Source organism: Paenalcaligenes sp. GW821-LYS-B07-1, from assembly GCF_058803365.1.
The window spans coordinates 2,966,808-2,985,749 of sequence record NZ_CM179516.1 but is presented as its reverse complement, the minus strand read 5'-3'; the positions used below and the strand labels follow the sequence as shown (position 1 = coordinate 2,985,749).

18 protein-coding genes are annotated in these 18,942 nt (G+C 51.3%); 12 read left to right on the top strand and 6 right to left on the bottom strand.

The features are described 5' to 3' along the window. Position 1: 1 nt before the first annotated feature. On the bottom strand, positions 2–1,054 hold the full coding sequence (locus AC3QL0_RS14385; RefSeq protein ID WP_493009087.1) for a FecCD family ABC transporter permease: 1,053 nt from the start codon (positions 1,052–1,054) through the stop codon (positions 2–4). An 88-nt stretch (positions 1,055–1,142) separates the two neighbouring features. Here AC3QL0_RS14385 and AC3QL0_RS14380 point away from each other — a divergent pair, with 88 nt between their 5' ends. Beyond that, positions 1,143–1,922, top strand: coding sequence for an alpha/beta hydrolase (locus AC3QL0_RS14380; RefSeq protein ID WP_493009086.1), 780 nt, complete (start codon positions 1,143–1,145; stop codon positions 1,920–1,922). 18 nt (positions 1,923–1,940) lie between these two features. Here AC3QL0_RS14380 and AC3QL0_RS14375 read toward each other — a convergent pair whose 3' ends face one another. The 5 genes from AC3QL0_RS14375 to denD all read right to left on the bottom strand — a co-directional run bounded on the left by AC3QL0_RS14375 (position 1,941) and on the right by denD (position 8,011). After that, positions 1,941–2,633: a dienelactone hydrolase family protein gene (locus AC3QL0_RS14375; RefSeq protein ID WP_493009085.1), complete on the bottom strand. Its 693-nt coding sequence runs from the start codon at positions 2,631–2,633 to the stop codon at positions 1,941–1,943. 176 nt (positions 2,634–2,809) lie between these two features. Continuing rightward, on the bottom strand, positions 2,810–4,075 hold the full coding sequence (gene gabT, locus AC3QL0_RS14370; RefSeq protein WP_493009084.1) for a 4-aminobutyrate--2-oxoglutarate transaminase: 1,266 nt from the start codon (positions 4,073–4,075) through the stop codon (positions 2,810–2,812). A 278-nt stretch (positions 4,076–4,353) separates the two neighbouring features. Further along, positions 4,354–6,135: an IlvD/Edd family dehydratase gene (locus AC3QL0_RS14365; RefSeq protein WP_493009083.1), complete on the bottom strand. Its 1,782-nt coding sequence runs from the start codon at positions 6,133–6,135 to the stop codon at positions 4,354–4,356. A gap of 5 nt (positions 6,136–6,140) precedes the next feature. Further along, on the bottom strand, positions 6,141–7,031 hold the full coding sequence (locus tag AC3QL0_RS14360) for an NAD(P)-dependent oxidoreductase (protein ID WP_493009082.1): 891 nt from the start codon (positions 7,029–7,031) through the stop codon (positions 6,141–6,143). Continuing rightward, the gene (gene denD / locus AC3QL0_RS14355) at positions 7,028–8,011 is read right to left on the bottom strand and encodes a D-erythronate dehydrogenase (RefSeq protein ID WP_493009081.1); all 984 of its coding nucleotides are present in this window, start codon (positions 8,009–8,011) and stop codon (positions 7,028–7,030) included. Before denD ends, AC3QL0_RS14360 begins: the two co-directional genes overlap by 4 nt. 147 nt (positions 8,012–8,158) lie before the next feature. On the opposite strand from denD, the gene AC3QL0_RS14350 reads away from it, so the two are divergent. The 11 genes from AC3QL0_RS14350 (at position 8,159) to AC3QL0_RS14300 (ending at position 18,871) form a co-directional block, all read left to right on the top strand. Further along, positions 8,159–9,628, top strand: coding sequence for an FAD-binding oxidoreductase (locus AC3QL0_RS14350; protein ID WP_493009080.1), 1,470 nt, complete (start codon positions 8,159–8,161; stop codon positions 9,626–9,628). 73 nt (positions 9,629–9,701) lie between these two features. Next, positions 9,702–10,442 (top strand): FadR/GntR family transcriptional regulator, encoded by a 741-nt coding sequence (locus AC3QL0_RS14345; RefSeq protein WP_493009079.1) that lies wholly within the window; start codon positions 9,702–9,704, stop codon positions 10,440–10,442. A 71-nt stretch (positions 10,443–10,513) separates the two neighbouring features. Then, entirely contained in the window at positions 10,514–11,032 is a 519-nt protein-coding gene (locus AC3QL0_RS14340; protein WP_493009078.1) for a TRAP transporter small permease, read from the top strand. Between the two features lie 7 nt (positions 11,033–11,039). Next, complete coding sequence (locus AC3QL0_RS14335) at positions 11,040–12,317, top strand: TRAP transporter large permease (protein ID WP_493009077.1); 1,278 nt, start codon at positions 11,040–11,042, stop codon at positions 12,315–12,317. A gap of 47 nt (positions 12,318–12,364) precedes the next feature. Further along, positions 12,365–13,372, top strand: coding sequence for a TRAP transporter substrate-binding protein (locus AC3QL0_RS14330; protein ID WP_493009076.1), 1,008 nt, complete (start codon positions 12,365–12,367; stop codon positions 13,370–13,372). A gap of 52 nt (positions 13,373–13,424) precedes the next feature. Beyond that, positions 13,425–14,156 carry an SDR family oxidoreductase gene (locus AC3QL0_RS14325; protein WP_493009075.1) on the top strand — a complete coding sequence of 244 codons (732 nt, stop codon included), beginning with the start codon at positions 13,425–13,427 and terminating at the stop codon, positions 14,154–14,156. Positions 14,157–14,434: 278 nt separating this feature from the next. Beyond that, positions 14,435–15,160, top strand: a complete 726-nt coding sequence (locus AC3QL0_RS14320; protein WP_493009074.1) for a FadR/GntR family transcriptional regulator — start codon at positions 14,435–14,437, stop codon at positions 15,158–15,160. A gap of 33 nt (positions 15,161–15,193) precedes the next feature. Beyond that, a complete protein-coding gene (locus AC3QL0_RS14315; RefSeq protein WP_430220949.1) occupies positions 15,194–16,177 on the top strand; it encodes a TRAP transporter substrate-binding protein in 984 nt (327 codons plus the stop codon). 3 nt (positions 16,178–16,180) lie between these two features. Beyond that, on the top strand, positions 16,181–16,666 hold the full coding sequence (locus AC3QL0_RS14310) for a TRAP transporter small permease (RefSeq protein WP_430220948.1): 486 nt from the start codon (positions 16,181–16,183) through the stop codon (positions 16,664–16,666). A 2-nt stretch (positions 16,667–16,668) separates the two neighbouring features. Beyond that, positions 16,669–17,952 carry a TRAP transporter large permease gene (locus AC3QL0_RS14305; protein ID WP_493009073.1) on the top strand — a complete coding sequence of 428 codons (1,284 nt, stop codon included), beginning with the start codon at positions 16,669–16,671 and terminating at the stop codon, positions 17,950–17,952. A 10-nt stretch (positions 17,953–17,962) separates the two neighbouring features. Then, entirely contained in the window at positions 17,963–18,871 is a 909-nt protein-coding gene (locus AC3QL0_RS14300) for an HpcH/HpaI aldolase/citrate lyase family protein (RefSeq protein ID WP_493009072.1), read from the top strand. The last annotated feature ends 71 nt before the right edge of the window (positions 18,872–18,942 follow it).

The following is an 18,942-nucleotide window of genomic DNA, read 5'->3' as shown; positions in this document are numbered from 1 at the left end:
ATTAACGGCTTTGGCGGCGCAATACCACCGACAGGAAAAAGGGCACACCCACCAAGGAAGTCACAATACCTACCGGTACGATGATGCCACTGGAGATGTTTTTGGAAGCAATAGACGCCAAGGACAGAATCATGGCACCAATCAGCGCGCTGCCTGGCAAGTAAAAACGGTGGTCTTCACCAAAGAGACGGCGTGAAATGTGCGGTGCAATCAGCCCAATAAAACTGATGGTGCCCACAAAAGAAACGGCTAGTGCTGCCAGAAAGCTAATGCGTAATAACGAGGTTAACCGTAGGCGTTGTACGTTAATACCAAAGCTAGTGGCACGTTCTTCACCCAAGCGTAAAGCAGTTAACTTCCACGAGTCACGCAAGGCTAATGGCAGAATGACTGCCACGGCCAAGAACATGGCACCCACTTTAGGCCATGAGGCACGCGACAAACTGCCCATCGTCCAGAATACCAATGCTTGCAGGTCTTCGGCGCTCGCTACAAACTGCATCAAGGACACCAGCGCATTAAACGAAAATACCAGTGCAATACCAAATAGCACTAGGCCAGAACTGCTCATGCCGCCCCAGCGGGCCACGGCATCGAGCAAGAAGGCTGACAGCAGAGCGAAAACAAAGGCATTACTGGCCACCATCCACGCATGGGGCAGACCCGGTAAAGACAAGTCCAGAATGATGGCTAAGGAGGCACCAAAAGCTGCTGCTGACGATATACCCAAGGTAAAAGGGCTGGCCAGTGGGTTATTCAGGATGGTCTGCATCTCTGCGCCCGCTAAGCCCAAGCCTAAACCAATGGCAACCGCCATCATGGAGTAGGGCAGGCGGAACTCCCACACAATCACACGCGTGGTGGGTTCTGCATCCGCAGGACTCAATAAGGTTGTAAAGAGTTCTGACCAGCTCAATGCTGAGGGACCTAGCGTAAAATCAGCCAGAGTGGACAGTACAATAACAAAAACCAGAGCGGCGATAAGTAGCCAGCGCGTGCGTAGCAGGCGGTGGTAGGTATGGGCTGCAAGCGCAGGGTTTGATGCGATGGACATCCTGGTGTAAATGAGAATGGTTTATGAAACTATGAGTATAGTGGATTGAGCCGCGAGTTGCTGGACTGAATCGTGATAGTAGGCGTTTATGAATCATGCAAAATTGACGGTGCAAACCGCTGAAGGCGATGAACTACCTGTTTGGCTAGCGTGGCCTGAGGCTATTCCCCCTGTGGGTGGGTGGCCAGTGATCTACGTACTGGATGAAAAAGAGTTCCGCCTGTTGTTGCAAATGCGGCGCGAAGCGGGTGGGCAAGGACCAGGGGCGGTGCTAGTTGGCATAGGTATACCAGACGCTGAACGTAGGCATTATTTCTATACGCCCAAGCTGGGGCGTGTGACCGAACAACCTGCTGGTACGGGGGGAAGCAATGTATTACTGCAAACGCTGCTGAATGTGGTGGTGCCTGAAGTAGAGCGTTGGTTTGCAGTGAAGCCATTATCGTCAGCAACGCTGGTGGGGCATTCGCTGGGAGCGCTATTTGTGTCGCAGTTATTGCTGCAAGAGCCAGCACGTTTCAAACGCTATGTAATTTCTAGCCCTTCTGTGTGGTGGGGCGATTTTTATCTATTACGTCAGGCGGTGGAGTGGCGTTGCCGCAGCATGGGTCCACATAGGCCAGCGGTGCATGTGAGCGTAGGCAGTTTAGAGCAAGGGCTAACCCCTGCAGATTTGTTGCAGCCCATAGAAAAGCAGCAAGAAAACCAGCAGCGTCGAGAGCGGCGTCGCATGGTGGATGGCGCTCGACAATTATTTGAAACGCTGGATGCGACCGGATGTTTTGATGTGGCTTTTTCAGTGATAGAAGGGGCAGACCACGGTACTGCATCTGCCCAAGCCTTCAAGGTATTGCTGAGCGCCGAGTAAGGCGCTCTATCGCTACTATTACGCGGTAAAACGTTGCAAGAATTGCAGGGATTGTGCGTTGGCTTGTTGAGCGGCGCTCTCTACAAAGTGCATGCCACCGGGGCGAGCAAAAGCGTGATCACAACCTTGGTGTAGTGTCACTTCCCACTCTGCGCGTTGGGCGACATTGTCTTCAATGATTTTGCGTACATCGCTAGGTACGTAGTGGTCCAGTTCGGCGATGTGCAGCAATGCCGGGGCTGCTTTGGCAGGCAATGTAGGCAGCAAGTCTTGCAAACCTACACCGTAGTAACTCACAGCACAGCGAATAGGGCTGTGAGCGGCCATTAGCACAACTAATCTACCACCCATGCAGTAGCCTTGAGCGGCAATGTTTTGGTGTCCCAATTGTTTTGCCAAAAAGCTGCGAGTGGCTTCCAAATCGGCCAGCGTCTCGTTGTCTTTCATGTTTTGCATCAGCTCTACGCCCAATGCAAATTGGCTTTTATTGGTTGGGTTTAGTGCCAAATCAGGCTCTTGGCGCCAGAACAGGTCTGGGCAAATCACATTAAAACCTTGAGCTGCCCAGTATTGCGCCAGCGTTTGCATGGCTTGGTTAATACCAAAAATTTCTTGAATCAGCACCAGTCCCGGAGCGTTTTTATCTGCGGCTGCAACATAAAGGGCTTTCATGGTTTGGCCCTGTCCTGTAGGTATCTGTACGTAGTTCATGCACACTCCTTGGTGGATGGTGAGCGCTGCCTTTCAGGTGCAGCGAAAAGCGTAGTGTAACAAAGGCGTTTATGCTCGCAGATAAAAAAAGCCCCAGTAACTTTGAAAGTTACTGGGGGTGAAGAGCACCATGTTGTCATGGTTTGACGCAGGCGCAACTGCGTCGTGCGGTTTTATTAACCGCGGATAGCCGCTTCCAGAATATCCAGAGCCTCTGCCATTACTGCGTCGGAGATGGTCAATGGGAACAGGAAGCGAATAACGTTACCTTCAATACCGCATGTCAACAGAATCAGTTTGTTGGCCAATGCACGGTTTTGAATGTCTTTAACTAGTTGTGCTGCAGCTTTGCCAGTTTCTGGATCGCGGAACTCAACAGCAACCATCGCGCCCAAACCACGTACTTCACAAATGGTTTTAACGTCTTTAGCGATGGTGTTCAGGCGTGCTTGCAACAGATCACCCAACTCAGCACCACGTGCCAGCAGGTTTTCTTCTTTGATGGTGTCGATCACAGCCAATGCGGAAGCAACAGCCAATGGGTTACCAGCGTATGTACCACCCAGACCGCCAGGAGCAGCTGCGTCCATAACGTCTGCACGACCGCTCAGGCCGGACAGAGGCATACCACCGGCCAAGCTTTTAGCCATTGTGGTCAGGTCAGGTTGTACATCGTAGTGTTCCATGGCGAACAGTTTGCCTGTACGACCGAAACCAGTTTGTACTTCGTCAGCTACCAACAGGATGCCGTGTTCGTCACATGTTTCACGCAGGAAGCGCATGAATTCTGGAGGACATACGTTGAAACCGCCTTCGCCTTGTACGGGTTCCAGAATGATTGCAGCCACACGTTTAGGGTCTACATCAGCCAAGAACAGGTGTTTCAGCGCTTCTTTAGCGTCTTCGATGGTCACGCCAGCTTGTGCGTTAGGGTACAGAGCGTGGTAGATGTCGCCAGGGAAAGGACCAAAACCCAGTTTGTATGGGTTTACTTTACCTGTTAGAGCCATGCCCAGCAGTGTACGACCGTGGAAAGCGGAGTTAAAAGCGATCACGGAAGGACGGCCTGTGAAAGCACGTGCTACTTTGATGGCGTTTTCAACAGCTTCAGCACCTGTAGTGAAGAATGCAGTTTTCTTAGGACCTTTGCCTGGGGACAGTTCGTTTACTTTCTCAGCCAGCTCTACGTAGCTTTCGTAAGGAACCACTTGGTAGCAAGTGTGTGTGAAACGGTCCATTTGCTCAGCAATGGCTTTCATCAGGCGTGGGTGACGGTGACCGGTGTTCAGCACCGCAATACCGCTAGCAAAGTCAATGTAGCGATTGCCTTCGATATCCCACAGTTCAGCGTTTTCGGCGCGTTCTGCGTAGAAATCACACATTACACCAACACCACGTGGGGTGGCGGCATCTTTACGTTTTTTCAGATCTGCGTTGCTCATGAGGCGACTCCGGGTCAATTCGTGTATTCAAGTATTCTGTTTTTTCGCGAGACAGGGCTGTCTGGTTGCTGACAGGTAACCGAAGAAAAAGCGATGTCATCGTGAATAGGGTATAGCTTAAGTCTTAGCTGGTGCTTTCAAAAGAGCCACTTGTGATGGATTATAGAGAACCATTGCAGTACCACTTCACCGCTGTATAAAAAATGCACCTAAACAGCAACGCTGTCTAGGTGCGATCAAGGGGGTGTAAAAGCAATTGTGTGGTGTGTGGGTCTTATCTAGTGATTGTGCCTAGGCAGTGTCTGGCTCACATTAATAAATGGCACGGCGCTTTCTAGCACGGCCCCCGTATTTAATTGGCCCACATCATTGCGGTAAATTTTTTGCCACGGTGTGGCGGTTGCCACCACAGGAGGGGTGAAGTTGGCTTTGCGGCGTGCAATTTCTGCGGCATCAACCAATGCATCGCAGCGACCATTATTCAAATCTACCCGTACTATGTCGCCGGTTTGCAGCCACGATAAACCACCACCGGCTGCGCTTTCAGGGGACGCATGCAGGATAGAAGGGCTATCTGAGGTGCCGGATTGCCTACCATCACCCAAGGTAGGCAAACTAGTAATGCCTTTTTGCAGCAAGGCTTTGGGTGGTTGCATGTTGACCACTTCGGCGGCTCCAGGCCAGCCCAAGGGGCCAGTGCCACGAATCACCAGAATACAATTTTCATCAATGTTCAGTGCGGGGTCATCTATGCGTTGGTGGTAGTCTTCTGAGCCCTCAAACACGATGGCACGTGCATCAAATACACCTTCATGGCCGGGTTTGCGCAAATACTGTTGTGCAAAGGCTTCCGAAATGACGCTGGTTTTCATGATGGCAAAGTCAAACAAATTACCTGATAGCACTCTAAAACCAGCTTGGTGTTTTAACGGCGCGGCATAGGGAAGGATTACGTTGCGGTCGGTACTTTCGCGGCCGTGTAGCGATTTGCTTAAAGGTTTACCATTCACATTGATGGGCTGCTCGTCTAGCTTACCGTTTTGCCATAGCTCCCACATGATGGCGGGTACGCCGCCTGCTCGGTGGAAGTTTTCACTGAGGTATTCGCCTGCAGGCTGCACGTTCGCTAGTAAAGGAATGTCATAGCCGTAGGTTTGCCAGTCGGCGTCGGCCAGCTCCACTCCCGCATGACGCGCCATGGCAACTAAATGAGGTTGTGCATTGGTAGAGCCACCAATCGCGGTGTTCACCCGAATAGCGTTTAAAAAGGCTGTGCGTGTCATTACATCTAAAGGGCGTATATCTTCGTGTACCAGTTCTACCGCGCGTTTGCCGGTGCGGTACGCCATTTGGGAGCGCTCCCGGTAAGCGGCGGGGATAGCTGCACAACTGGTGAGCGACATGCCTAAGGCTTCGGCCATGGCGTTCATGGTGGAAGCCGTACCCATAGTGTTGCAGTGGCCTACCGAAGGAGCAGAGTCTAAGGCGCGTTGGAAGAACTCCTCCTTATCTATGTCGCCGGCAGCATACGCACGTCGTGATTGCCAGATAACCGTGCCAGACCCTACACGTTTACCGTCGTGCCAACCATCTAGCATGGGGCCACCCGATAACACAATAGCGGGAATGTTAACGGTAGCTGCTGCCATTAACGCAGAAGGCGTAGTTTTGTCGCAGCCAGTGGTGAGTACGACGCCATCAATGGGGTAGCCATACAGAATTTCTACCAACCCCAAATACGCCAAGTTACGATCTAGTGCAGCGGTGGGACGTTTACAGTTTTCAAAAATAGGGTGCGTGGGGAACTCCATAGGAATGCCCCCTGCATCACGTATACCATCGCGTACCCGTTTCACTAGCTCTATATGTACACGGTTACAGGGTGTAAGGTCGCTCCCACTTTGTGCAATACCAATAATAGGTTTGCCAGAGCGCAGCTCCTCTGGGGTGATACCGTAATTCATGAACCGCTCCATATACAGAGCGGCCAAATCGATGTGCTCGTGGTTATCGAACCAGTCTTGCGAGCGTAGGCGTTTAGGTGTGTGTGGGCTAGTCATTGTTGCTAACCCTCCTTGGGATTCAGAGATTCAATCTGTAGCAGCAAAGCGCTATGGTCCAAATCAGCGCCACCGTTTTCGCATAAGGTGCCGAACAGCTCGGTCACACTAGAGGTTAAAGGCAGTTCCAACTGATGCAAGGCCATTTGCGACTGTATGTTGCGTAGGTCTTTGTATTGGTGCTTGCAGGGGCCACCGGGCTCGAAGTTGCGGTTGATCATGCGTTCGCCATGCAGTGCCAAGATGGTGCTTTCGGCAAAACCACCACGAATGGCGTCTCTGAATGCGGCGCCAGAGCCACCCGAGCGTGATACTAGCGTCATGGCCTCGGCAATGGCACCTATGGTGATGGCTACAATTTGTTGGTTAGCCAATTTAGCGACTTGCCCTGCACCGTGATCACCTACACGGGTTAATCGCCCTAAGGCGGCAAAAATGGGTGCTAAAGAGTCAATCAGTGCTGCAGGGCCGCCAGCCATCAACGCTAGCGTGCCTTCTTGTGCTCCTTTCACGCCACCCGATACCGGGCAATCAATAAAGTGCAATTGATGCTGTGCTAGGGCTGCTGCCAGTTTTTTAGCCGTAGCGGGGCGGGTAGAACTGCTGTCTATAAAGACCGTGCCGGGTTTGGCGGCGGCGATAATGGCAGGATCTAGCACTAGGTTTTCTACGGCCTCGTCATTGCTAAGCATGGTGAACACCACATCGGCGTGGCTGACGGCTTCGGCGGCGCTGTGTGCAAGCGTGGCGCCCAGTGGCACCAAGGCTTCTGCTTTTTCAGGGCTGCGATTCCATACCCAGAGTTCAAAGCCCTTTTTACGTAAGTTGGCGCACATGGGTGCGCCCATCAAGCCTGTACCCAAAAAAGCGATGCGTGGTTGTGGTGTAGTAGTCATGCTCCGGCCCTCATTTCGTCGTCAATGTATTGTTGAATGATCTCATCGAAATTTTGCTCGGCGCTAAAGCCTAAGGCAAGGGCCCGTTTGGCGTCGAAGCCAGGGGCCCAGCCTGTGACCATTCTTTGAATGTCTGGATTGGGTTGGTACTGGATCAGACGCGTGGCCTCGTCACCCGCTATACGTCGCAAGGCTTGGATTTGTTCGTCTACGGTTACGCTTACCCCGGGCATAAAGAGTGAGCGTCTGGCCCCTAATGGTGCGGTGTCCATGGTTGCGGCATGCAAAAAGAAGTTCACGGCTGAACGTGGGGAAGCGTGCCAGTGCCTAACGTTAGGGTCTACCGGCAAGATGGCGGTTTGGCCGTTTAACGGTTCGCGAATAATGGACGAGAAAAATCCGGATGCTGCCGCATTGGGTTTGCCGGGGCGCACGCAGATAGTGGGTAAACGTATGCCTACGCCATCCATAAACCCACGGCGGGAATAATCGGCTAACAGCAGCTCGGTAATGGCTTTTTGTGTGCCATAGCTGGTAAGCGGGGTGAGGTGAAAGTCGTCAGGAATTGGAAAAGGCAGGGGAGCACCCACCACGGCAATCGAGGATGCAAACACCATGCGTGGGTAATAACCATCTTCTTGATGGGCGTGGCGTATAGCCTCAAATAATTGATGGCTACCCGCTAAGTTGATGGCATAACCTTTGTCGAAGTCCTTTTCGGCTTCGCCTGAAACGATAGCCGCCAGATGAATGATCAGATCGGGCCTATCATGCACAATTTTTTCTGCTGCCTGAGGGCTAGAGAAATCAATGCAGTGATACTGGTAGCGGTCTGACGCCAGTGGCATGGGTAAGGCAGGGCTGACGTCATACAGTTGCATAGATTGTATGGGCGAGCTGGCGGCTAAACCGTGTTGTAGCAAATGGTTGGTCAGCTTGAAACCTATCATGCCAGCGGCACCAATGATGGCAATACGCATGTTGTTTGTCTCCTCTTAGGGTAAAACCCGATTAGAGTCATCAGGCTTTTTTTCTATAGTTTAGTTGTCTGACAATATGATGTCTGGTTTAAAAGTGCAGGTCAATCCCAAAATGACCACACTTCATCCCTACAGGAAAGAAAAAAATTGAACGCACACTCCTACTCGCCAACGGCAGCTGAAACGCCCGTAGATCGTCACGATGCAGTTACCGTATGTGCGCAGTTGCGGCAGTTAGTGGGGGGCGAGCATGTGTGGCCAGGCGATGATGCGCGTGCTGAGCCGTGTTTACGTGATTGGCATGGTGATCACGTAGCTGCTGCGTTGGCGGTGGTGATGCCTGCTAATACAGAGCAAGTACAAAACGTAGTGCGCTACTGTGCGGAACAAGCAATTGCCGTAGTTCCGCAAGGGGGGAACACGGGGCTGGTGTTGGGGGCGTTGCCTCTGGGTACCGATATGCGTGTCATCGTGCTGGGGCTAGGGCGTATGAATGCCATTAGAGATATGGACCACGACAACTACGCTATGACCGTAGAGGCAGGCTGCATTTTGCAAACGGTGCAAGACGCTGCTGCCGCACAAGGGTTTTTGTTCCCTGTTTCCTTGGGTGCAGAGGGAAGTTGCCAAATAGGCGGCAATATCAGCACCAACGCTGGTGGGGTGAACGTCTTGCGCTATGGCATGATGCGCGAGCAAGTGCTGGGCTTAGAAGTGGTACTGCCAGATGGCAGCGTGCTGCACAACCTGAAGGGCTTGCGTAAAGATAACCGTGGTGTCGATGTGAACCAGTTCTTTATTGGTGCGGAAGGGGCTTTAGGCATCGTGACCGCCGCATCTTTACGCTTGTCGCCCTTACCGCAAAATGTAGTGACCGCCTTATTGGCCTTGGATTCAGTACACGATGCAGTGCAGTTGTATTTGCAAGCACGAAAACGTTGTGGCGACCTAATGACAGCCTTCGAATTGATGCCGCAAAACGTATTAACGCTTGCGCAAGAAGCATTGCCAGACACCACAGCCCCCATGTCGCTTACCCACTCTACCTATGTGTTAGTGGAGTTTTCAGGAGCTGAGCTGGTAGATGTAGCCGGTATTTTGGAAGGTTTTTTAGAGCGCGTGATGGAAGACGGTCTATTACAAGATGCGGTTATTGCCCACACCCAAACACAAGCTGCCACCTTATGGCGTTACCGCGAAGCCGTGAATGAAGCCCAAGCCTTACGTGGGTTGCATTTGCGCTCTGATGTGTCGGTATCAATTTCTCGTATGGCCGAGTTTGTTGAGCAGATACAGCAACGATTACAGCAGGCTTTTCCTACTTCATTAGTAGTGGGCTACGGCCACATCGGTGATGGCAATGTGCATGTCAATGTATTGCCACCTGCAGAGTTTACGACTGAGCAGCGCATGGAATTAATCGCAGCGGGGGGCGACATCATTACTGAATGCGTGATGACGTTTAACGGTAGCTTCAGTGCCGAGCATGGTGTGGGGCGACTAAAAAAACATACCTTTGAGCATTATGCCGATGCGGCACAGAAAATTTTGATGCACAAATTAAAGCAGTGTGTAGACCCAAAAAACATCATGAATCCCGGTTGTTTGTTGTCCTGACTGGACGCTATGTGCGCTTACAAGGCACACTCGCTATTTTCAGCTAGTGTCAGCCCAAGGAGAAATGTCAGTCATGGCTATTTTTGATCAGATCCAGCGTGTGGAAAGTTTGCCAGCGATGATTGCCCGCCAGATCTACGACAAAGTGGTACAGGGACAGTTGAAAGCAGGGGACCGATTACCCACAGAAAGTGAGTTGTCTGAGAGCTTTGGTGTGAGCCGCACAGTAGTGCGTGAAGCCATTGCACAGCTACGTCACGAAGGACTAGTTGAAACCAGACGTGGGGTAGGGGCGTTTATTACCGAGCCAGAACGCCGACAGTTTTTACGTTTAGACGACTTGTCGCTAAATGAGCCTGAAGCATTTCGCAGCCTGTTCCAGTTACGTAGTGTGCTGGAAGTGGAGGCGGCTGGTTTGGCTGCACAGCACCATACCGAGGAGGAAATGGCGCGTATTGATGATGCACTAAACCGCATGATTCATGCCGATAAGTGGAGTGATGATGGCGTAGTGGCCGACTTGGATTTTCACTCCGAGGTTGCCAATGCAACGGGCAATGAATACTTCCCGCTGTTTATTGGTTTTATTAGTGAAAAGATGCATCAAGCCATGAATACGTCGCGCAATTATTACGAGCGAGACGAAATAGTCAAAATCACTATTGATGAACACGTAGCTGTGCGCGATGCCATAGCCAGAAGGGATGTGGAGGGAGCCCGTAAAGCCATGGAAGCCCATATTTTGGGTGGTGCACAGCGTGTCAAATTGCAGGCAGAAGACAAAGCGGCACTCTATAAGCCGCGCGAGCTGTAGGTTTTCCTCATGCCAAGACGGTAGGGAGAAGCTGCAGATGCACCGATATAAACACAAAGGAGTCAAGGTACATGCAGTGGATAATAGATTGGTTTTACCGTTTTCTTGGCCTAGTGCTGGCCATCCTGCTCGCCGGCATGGTGGTCATGGTATTTGGCAACGTGGTGCTGCGCTACGCGTTTAACACCGGATGGATGATCTCAGAAGAATTGTCCCGTTTCTTCTTCGTCTGGCTGACCTTCACTGGGGCTGTGCTGACCTTCAAAGAGCATAGTCATATGGGTATTGAAACCCTTACTTCCCGCTTATCACGCAACGGTCAGTTGATCTGTATGGCGGCCACTAACCTCATCATTATGGCGTGTGCCTACATTTTTGCAGCAGGTACATGGGAACAGTTAGAGGTGAACGCAACAATGTATGCTCCTGTCACCGGCCTCTCGTTGGCATGGGTGTATGGCATAGGTATGTTCACGGGTGTGGGGGTGTTTGTGATCGCCGGCTTCCGATTGCTAACGGTGCTGACCGGTAAAGTCAGTGACGTAGAGTTAGACCGCTTTGCAGGCGGCCACGGGTCTAGCGCGGAGTAAGCTCACCATGACATTACTGATTTTTGTGGCTTCATTACTGGGAGCCATGGCTATAGGCGTGCCTGTTGCCTTCGCGTTGATCTTTTGTTCGCTGATGCTAATGCTGCAATTGGATATGTTTAATGCCCAAATCGTGGCGCAAAACATGATCTCGGGGGCAGATACCTTTACTTTATTGGCGATACCGTTTTTCCTCTTGGCGGGCGAGTTGATGAACTCGGGAGGCTTGTCCCGTCGCATCATTGATTTTGCCTTAGCGTGTGTGGGTCATATCAAAGGGGGCTTGGGCTTGGTAGCCATTGTGGCGGCGGTGATTATGGCGAGTTTGTCTGGCTCTGCTGTCGCCGACTCCGCCGCATTGGCTGCGATTCTGGTACCTATGATGCGCGAAGCGGGCTATAACGTGCCGCGTTCTGCTGGGGTGATTGCAGCAGGTGGTGTGATTGCACCGGTAATTCCCCCCTCAATGGCCTTCATTATTTTCGGTGTGGCTGCCAACGTTTCTATCTCGCGTTTGTTTATGGCGGGTATTGTGCCGGGCTTGTTGATGGCACTGACCTTGGTAGTGATTTGGATGGTAGTAGGGCGCAATAGCACCAGCACAACGCTTCCCAAACGATCAGGTAAAGAACGTTTACAAGCCACCGCACGTGCGTCGTGGGCCTTGGGTATGCCTGTGATCGTACTGGGTGGTATACGCATGGGCATGGTGACTCCTACCGAGGCGGCGGTGATTGCGGCAGTGTATGCCTGGCTAGTTGGTACCTTTGTGTATAAAGAGCTGCGTTTACGCGATCTTTATACCGTGTTGCTGCGCTCGGCCAAAACCACTGCGGTAGTGATGTTCTTGGTTGCTGCAGCATTGGTATCAGCTTGGTTGATTACCGCAGCGGATATTCCTGCCGAGCTAGGTGGTTTCTTAGAGCCTTTTATTGAGCATCCCAAGGTGCTGATGTTGATCATGATGCTGCTGATTTTTGTGATTGGTACCGCATTGGATCTCACTCCCACGCTATTGATTCTGACCCCTGTGTTGCTGCCTATCGTGAAGATGGCAGGCATTGATCCGGTGTACTTCGGGGTGATGTTTGTGATGAATACCTGCATTAGTTTGCTGACGCCTCCCGTAGGCGTAGTGCTAAACGTAGTCAGTGGCGTAGCCAAAGTGCCATTGGGGAAGGTCATTGTGGGTGTGGGGCCATTCCTGTTGGGCTATTTCCTGCTGTTAATGCTGTTCGTAGCCGTACCTGAAATCATTACCGTACCCATGAAGTGGCTGTATTGAAGCTTGCCCTAGAAGGTAGGCAGATTCTGAACTAAGGAGACAAAGACATGAAAAAACTTGTACTAAGCAGCATGATTGCCCTAATAGGTCTGAGCGCGGCCTTGCCTGCACATGCCGATTTTGCTAAACGCAATATCCGTATTTCTAACGGACTGAATGCGGAGCACCCTGTGGGTAATGGCGTAGAGGCCTTTAATGCCTGCCTGCAAGAGAAATCAGGCGGTCAGATGAAACTGACAGCGTATTGGAGTGGTTCGTTAGGAGGCGACATTCAGGCTACACAAGCATTGCGCTCAGGTACCCAAGAGGCGGTAATTACGTCGTCGTCACCCTTGGTGGGGTTAGTGCCAGCGTTGGGGGTGTTTGACTTACCTTTCTTGTTTGCCAATGACGAAGAGGCCGATGCGATTCAAGATGGCGCATTTGGTGACTTTATCAATGAGAAGTTAGCTGAACAGGGCTTGGTGAACTTAGCGTATTGGGAAAATGGTTTCCGCCAATTCAGCAACTCCAAGCGCCCCATCGAGAAATGGGAAGACTTCAATGGCATCAAACTGCGTGTGATGCAGAACAATATTTTCTTGGATACCTTTAACAACTTAGGGGCCAATCCAACGCCTATGGCATTTGGCGAGATTTTCTCGGCTCTGGAAACGGGGGCGATTGATGGTCAGGAAAACCCCTTCGTGACCATTGATACATCAAAGTTTTTTGAAGTGCAGAAATACGTGTCGGTGACTAACCATGCTTACACGCCGTTCTTGGTGTTGTTCTCTAAACGTATCTTGGATAAATACTCGCCAGAAGAACAAGCCGCTTTGCGTGAATGCGCGATTGTGGGGCGCGATGTACAGCGAAAAGCAATTCGAGAGTTGTCGGCGCAGTCTTTAGCCACTATTAAAGCGGCAGGTGTACAGGTTAACGAGTTAACCCCCGACGAGCAGAAACGTATGTTGGAAAAATCACAGGTGGTGTACGACAAGCACAAAGCTGAAATTGGTGAAGACGTAGTACAGCGCGTGCAAGAGTCTTTAGCTGCTATTCGTAACCAGTAATCTATCCGAACTAGCCGATGTGTAAGGCATCGGCTACCTGTGGGAGTGCAAAATGAGTCTACAAGGAAAAGTAGTACTGGTGACGGCAGCGGCACACGGTATAGGTCAGGCATCGGCGTTGGCATTGGCGCGAGCAGGTGCCACTGTGTATGCCACCGATATAGATGAGGACGCATTGCAGGTATTGCGTGCACAGTGCTCCTCTATTGTTACTTATCGTATGAATGTGCGTGACCGAAACGAAATTGATACCGTAGTAAAACGCATAGGGGCAATGGACATACTGTTTAACTGTGCGGGTTATGTGCAAAATGGCACCGTGTTGCAGGCGACGGAAGAAGATTTTGACGTGGCCTTTGATCTGAACGTGAAATCTATGGTGCGCACCGTACAAGCGGTGCTGCCTGGCATGCTGGAACGGGGTGATGGCAGCATCATCAATGTGGCCTCAGTAGTCAGTTCATTGAAGGGGGTAATTAATCGCTGCTCCTACGGAACAACCAAAGCGGCGGTGATAGGCTTAACTAAGTCCATAGCGGCCGATTATGTCACCCAAGGCATACGGTGTAACGCCATTTGCCCCGGCACGGTGCAAAGTCCGTCGTTAGACCAGCGTTTGGCTGCTACAGGCGATTACGATGCAGCCATGACGGCGTTTATTGCTCGCCAGCCTATGGGGCGTTTAGGTACGCCTGATGAAATAGCCGATTTGGTGGTGTATTTGGCTGGCGCACGCTACACCACAGGGTCTGTGTATGCCATTGATGGTGGTATGTTGATCTAGCCATCTCTCTGGCCTGACCAGTTTCAACCTTTTTAGTCCGTTAGTTAGGTTGCCCCACGACTTCTGTTGTGGGGCTTTTTTGCGCACTTTGTGTACAGATTTCAGTCAAACCTGCGGAGATTCCTCTTTTTTCGTTATGATTCTGACTCAGAGTGAGGTGAAGGTGCCATTAGGTACTGATGGTTAACCCTAGGTTTGGTTTTTTTTTCTTGATTAATTGCCGTGGTATCAGGTAGCTTAGTGGCCTGACCACTAGGCCAGAATAATGTGGAACAATCATGAGCGTTTTTGAAGCCGTCGCAGTGCCGCGTTTGTATCGGGTTATCGCCGATCAAATTGCCTCAAAAATCCAGCAGGGCGAGTTTCCTGTAGGAAGTAGGCTGCCGTCTGAGCGCGAATTGGCAGAGCAGCTACAAGTTAGCCGTGCCTCCATCCGCGAAGCGTTGATTGCATTGGAATTAGAAGGGTATGTAGCGGTACGCGTGGGTACAGGGGTATTTGTACTGAGCGACCAGCAACGTCACCTGAATCAAAGCTCCGATGTGAGTCAGCCTGCTCAAGTAGACAATGATTTTGGCCCCTTTGGTTTGTTGGAAACCCGTTTGTTGTTAGAGCCGGAAAGTGCCGAATTGGCTGCTGCGCTCGCCACGGAAGAACAACTGCAAGCCATTCAGGCTGCGTACGAAAGCATGGAAGGTAGTTCCACGCCGGCGCACGAAGACAGGGCTTTTCATATGGCCATTGCCGCGGCCTGTGGCAACAGTGCCTTGGCAGCCACTATCGCGCACGTATGGGAACTGGCATTACACAGTCCTATGTTCTCGCGCATGGAAAAACATTTTGTAGATGCCAATGTTTGGGAAAAAGCCCAAATGGAACATGGCCGTATTTTGGATGCCATCAAGTCTCGCGACAAAGTGCGAGCTCGATCTGCGATGCATGACCACTTGGTTAGCATCTTGGCGCGTTTACGCGTTGATTTTGGAAATGAAGGTATAGGTTAGCCGCCTTATTTAGGCTGTTCTTAGGAGAAGGGAATGAGACTGAAGAAATCCTTATTCGGTTTAGTCATGACAGGTGCATCGCTGTTGGCGATGGCTCCAGCACACGCATTGGATATCAAACTGGGCCACGTGTTGGCACCTAACCATAGTTGGGGTGTGGCTGCAGACGGGTTCGCTCAAGAAGTTAAAGAGCGTACAGATGGTCGCGTTAATTTCGTGACTTACCCTAGCGGTCAGCTTGGTAATGAAAAAACCATGCTGGAAGGTCTGCAAATTGGTAGCCAAGGCGCAGCGATTATCGGTAGCGGTTCCCTGCAACCTATTGATGCCAAATTCGGTATCGTAGAACTGCCTTACACATGGGCTAACGTTCAACAAGCGTACAACGCGTACGACGGTGAACTGGGTGAGCAATTGGCTGAATTGGCCGACAAACGCAACCTGGTTATCGTATCTTGGTGGGAAAACGGTTTCCGTCACATGACAAACAACCGCGGCCCTATCAACACACCAGCTGACATGGTTGGCCTGAAAACACGTGTGACTCCAGACAAAATGCGTTTGGATACCTTCACAGCGTTAGGCGCAAACCCAGCTCCTTTGGCTTTCGGTGAGTTGTACTCCGCATTGCAGCAAAAAGTGTTTGATGCACAAGAGAACCCTCTGTCCATCATCTACACATCGTCTTTCTTTGACGTGCAGCAGTACGCTTCTTTGACAGGCCACGTATGGGGTCCTGCCAGCTTGATTATCTCCAAACCTATCTGGAAGAAAATCTCTGACGAAGACAAAGCAATCATTTTGGAAGCTGCCGCTACATGGCGTGACAAACAGCGCGAGATGGTTCAAGAAGGCGAATTGGAATTTGTTCGTCTGTTAGAAGAAAAAGGTATGAAAGTGAATACGGTTGACCCAGCTCCATTCATGGAAGCGGTACAACCAGTGTGGGCTGAGTACGAGAAAGTATTTGGTCAAGACCTGATGGATACTTTGCAGAAATACCGTCAGGAGAACTAAATAATGGTTATACGGCGACTAATCGCCGGTTTGTCCCACGCCTGCCTGTACTTGGCAGCGCTTGGGGCAGCCCTAATGGCGGTGTTGATCAGTTATGTGGTGGTGCTGCGTTTCGGCTGGCATCAGACCCCACATTGGGCAGAAGAATTGCCTCGCTTCATCTTGGTATGGAGTGCTTTCTTGGGCGGCGTGGCATGTACGTACCGTCGTTCTCATTTAACAGCAGGTTTGCTGTCCACCATCCTACCTGATGGCCCACTGCAAGATTTCGTGCGCAAGATTGGGGATGTCGCCATGATTTTTGGTCTGGCCGTATTGGGTTACGCCGGCTGGGAACTGAGTGAATTGACAATGGGACAACCTTTACCCGCCATTGGCGTGGATGCAGGGTATGTCTACTTAGCATTACCCGTGGCATGTGCTGCCATGGTGATCGTTCAGCTGGGACAATTGTTCGGGCTGGTTTCGGATGAAGCGAAGGAGAGCTGATCATGTCGTTAGGTGCTTTAGCGCTTCTTGGTATTTTTGCTGTAACCCTATTAATCGACGTGCCAGTGGCCTTCGGCCTGGTACTGGCTTCCGTAGCCTACTTGCTGTTGTTTGATGCCGCACCTACGATGGTTGCCGCCCAACAGTTTGTTTCCGGTTTAGATAGTTTTACATTGCTCGCCATCCCGCTGTTTGTGTTGGCGGCGCAGTTGATGAACAGTGCTGGTCTGACACAACGTATCGTACGTTTGTGTGCAGCCATCGTGGGTGATGTACCCGGTGGCTTGGCGATCGTGGCTGTTCTGGCTTGTATGATGTTTGGTGCATTGTCCGGTTCGGGCGTGGCTGATGTAGTAGCTATTGGTAGCTTGATGCTGCCAACGATGGCGCAGCGTGGCTATGATCGTGGCTTTAGTGCAGCGCTGATCGGGTGTGCTGGGGCGAGCTCCACCATTATTCCTCCTAGCATTGTGCTGATTGTCTACGGCACGATTACCGATACGTCCGTGGGCAAACTGTTCATGGCTGGTATTATTCCAGGTCTGTTGCTGGGCTTGTCCTTGATCGTGGTTGCGATCTGGATGTCTCGTAAACACGGCTGGAGTGGTGGTCAACCTTTCAACGCCAAAGAACTGCGTACCTCTTTCATTGATGCATTGCCTGCATTGATGGTGCCTGTGCTGATTATTGGTGGTATTAGGTTCGGTATCTTTACCGCAACTGAAGCTGCATCCAGCGCGATTGTGTACGCCCTGCTGATTGGTGCATTCTGGTACCGTTCTCTGTCCCTGAAAAAACTGTGGAACGACCTGAAAGTTACAGCTGAAATCAGCGCATCTATTCTGTTGATTATCGGTGCAGCAGCGTTGTTCGCATGGATTCTGATTGCAGAACAGTTGCCACACAGCTTGGCTCAATTCTTGGTGAACTTCACTGATAGCAAATACGGCGTATTGCTGTTGATCATGGCTGTACTGCTGGTATTGGGTACCTTCATGGAAGCTATCGCGCTGATTATTATCGTGGCTCCTGTTGTGATGCCTGCGATTCACCACTTCGGTATTGATCCTGTGCACTTTGGTATTTTGTTGGTGGTTAACTTGGCGATTGGTGCTAACACACCGCCGTTGGGTGTGGACTTGCTGGCAGCGTGTCGAATCGGTGGTATTCGTATGGTGCAAACCTTGCGTCCGCTGTCGTGGATGGTGTTGGCGATGTTGTCCGTCTTGATGCTGTTGATGTTCGTGCCATCCCTGGTGATGTTCTTGCCGAACACCGTAGCGTAGGAGACCAAGCATGACACAAGCGTTCTCATTGTTACGTCGTCCGCCTGCATTGCGTCGTTCCTGGCAGTTTGTGCCAGGTATGGACCAAGCAGCCCACCAAGCTGCTGTAGAAGGCATGGCTGATGTGGTGGTGGCGGATCTGGAGGAGTTCACTCGTCCAGAAGACAGACCCGTAGCACGCCAACGTCTGCATGACCTGTTCGCCGCTTGCAAAGCGGCGGGCAAGGTTGCTGCAGTGCGTATTAATAAGTTGGAAGAAGACGGTCACGAAGATTTGGCAGGTATTATGGCTGCGGCACCGCAAGCTATTTTGTTGCCTCACTCCGAGCATGCTGCACAGATCGCTGCATTGGATGCAGCCATTACTGAGTGGGAAGCTAAGTTTGGTCTGACAGCAGGCCAAACCGAGATCATTCCTACGTTGGAATCTGCGTTGGCATTGGTGAATTGCACGGCAGTGCTGAAAGCCTCACCACGTGTATCGGCTTGCTTGTTGGCAGCAGAAGACCTTAGTGCTGACTTGTGGTTGGAACGTAGTGCTACAGGCACGGCGCTATACGCCATTCGTCAACGCTTTGTGATCGAATGTCGTGCCGCAGGCGTGGTCGCTATTGATTGCCCCTTCAACTTCAAAAATGAAGAAGCATTCAAAGCTGATCTGGCTTGGGCTCGTAGCGTAGGTTTGCAAGCTAAATGTGTAGTGAATGCACGTCAAACACCCGTGGTGCACGAGTACTTCTCTCCCTCGGTTGCAGACGTGGCAGCGGCTGAAGCGTTGCTTGCTAAAGCAGCTAGCCAAGATGCTTCCACACCGGATGATCAATGGGTAGATGGTCCGGTAGCCGCAACGGCAAGACGTGTAGTAATGCGCGCTGCGCTGTTTGCCGGCTATGAGCAGGATGTACGTGGCGGGGTCTAACTGGCCTGACCACTTATAAGTAGTACGAAGCCCCTGTATGTGTTGAACATAACCGTGCAGGGGCGCTAACG

Coding starts and splice junctions, on each gene's coding strand:
- AC3QL0_RS14385 (WP_493009087.1), bottom strand. CDS start 1,054: ATGTCCATCGCATCAAACCCTGCGCTTGCAGCCCATACCTACCACCGC.
- AC3QL0_RS14380 (WP_493009086.1), top strand. CDS start 1,143: ATGAATCATGCAAAATTGACGGTGCAAACCGCTGAAGGCGATGAACTA.
- AC3QL0_RS14375 (WP_493009085.1), bottom strand. CDS start 2,633: ATGAACTACGTACAGATACCTACAGGACAGGGCCAAACCATGAAAGCC.
- gabT (WP_493009084.1), bottom strand. CDS start 4,075: ATGAGCAACGCAGATCTGAAAAAACGTAAAGATGCCGCCACCCCACGT.
- AC3QL0_RS14365 (WP_493009083.1), bottom strand. CDS start 6,135: ATGACTAGCCCACACACACCTAAACGCCTACGCTCGCAAGACTGGTTC.
- AC3QL0_RS14360 (WP_493009082.1), bottom strand. CDS start 7,031: ATGACTACTACACCACAACCACGCATCGCTTTTTTGGGTACAGGCTTG.
- denD (WP_493009081.1), bottom strand. CDS start 8,011: ATGCGTATTGCCATCATTGGTGCCGCTGGCATGATAGGTTTCAAGCTG.
- AC3QL0_RS14345 (WP_493009079.1), top strand. CDS start 9,702: ATGGCTATTTTTGATCAGATCCAGCGTGTGGAAAGTTTGCCAGCGATG.
- AC3QL0_RS14340 (WP_493009078.1), top strand. CDS start 10,514: ATGCAGTGGATAATAGATTGGTTTTACCGTTTTCTTGGCCTAGTGCTG.
- AC3QL0_RS14335 (WP_493009077.1), top strand. CDS start 11,040: ATGACATTACTGATTTTTGTGGCTTCATTACTGGGAGCCATGGCTATA.
- AC3QL0_RS14330 (WP_493009076.1), top strand. CDS start 12,365: ATGAAAAAACTTGTACTAAGCAGCATGATTGCCCTAATAGGTCTGAGC.
- AC3QL0_RS14325 (WP_493009075.1), top strand. CDS start 13,425: ATGAGTCTACAAGGAAAAGTAGTACTGGTGACGGCAGCGGCACACGGT.
- AC3QL0_RS14320 (WP_493009074.1), top strand. CDS start 14,435: ATGAGCGTTTTTGAAGCCGTCGCAGTGCCGCGTTTGTATCGGGTTATC.
- AC3QL0_RS14315 (WP_430220949.1), top strand. CDS start 15,194: ATGAGACTGAAGAAATCCTTATTCGGTTTAGTCATGACAGGTGCATCG.
- AC3QL0_RS14310 (WP_430220948.1), top strand. CDS start 16,181: ATGGTTATACGGCGACTAATCGCCGGTTTGTCCCACGCCTGCCTGTAC.
- AC3QL0_RS14305 (WP_493009073.1), top strand. CDS start 16,669: ATGTCGTTAGGTGCTTTAGCGCTTCTTGGTATTTTTGCTGTAACCCTA.
- AC3QL0_RS14300 (WP_493009072.1), top strand. CDS start 17,963: ATGACACAAGCGTTCTCATTGTTACGTCGTCCGCCTGCATTGCGTCGT.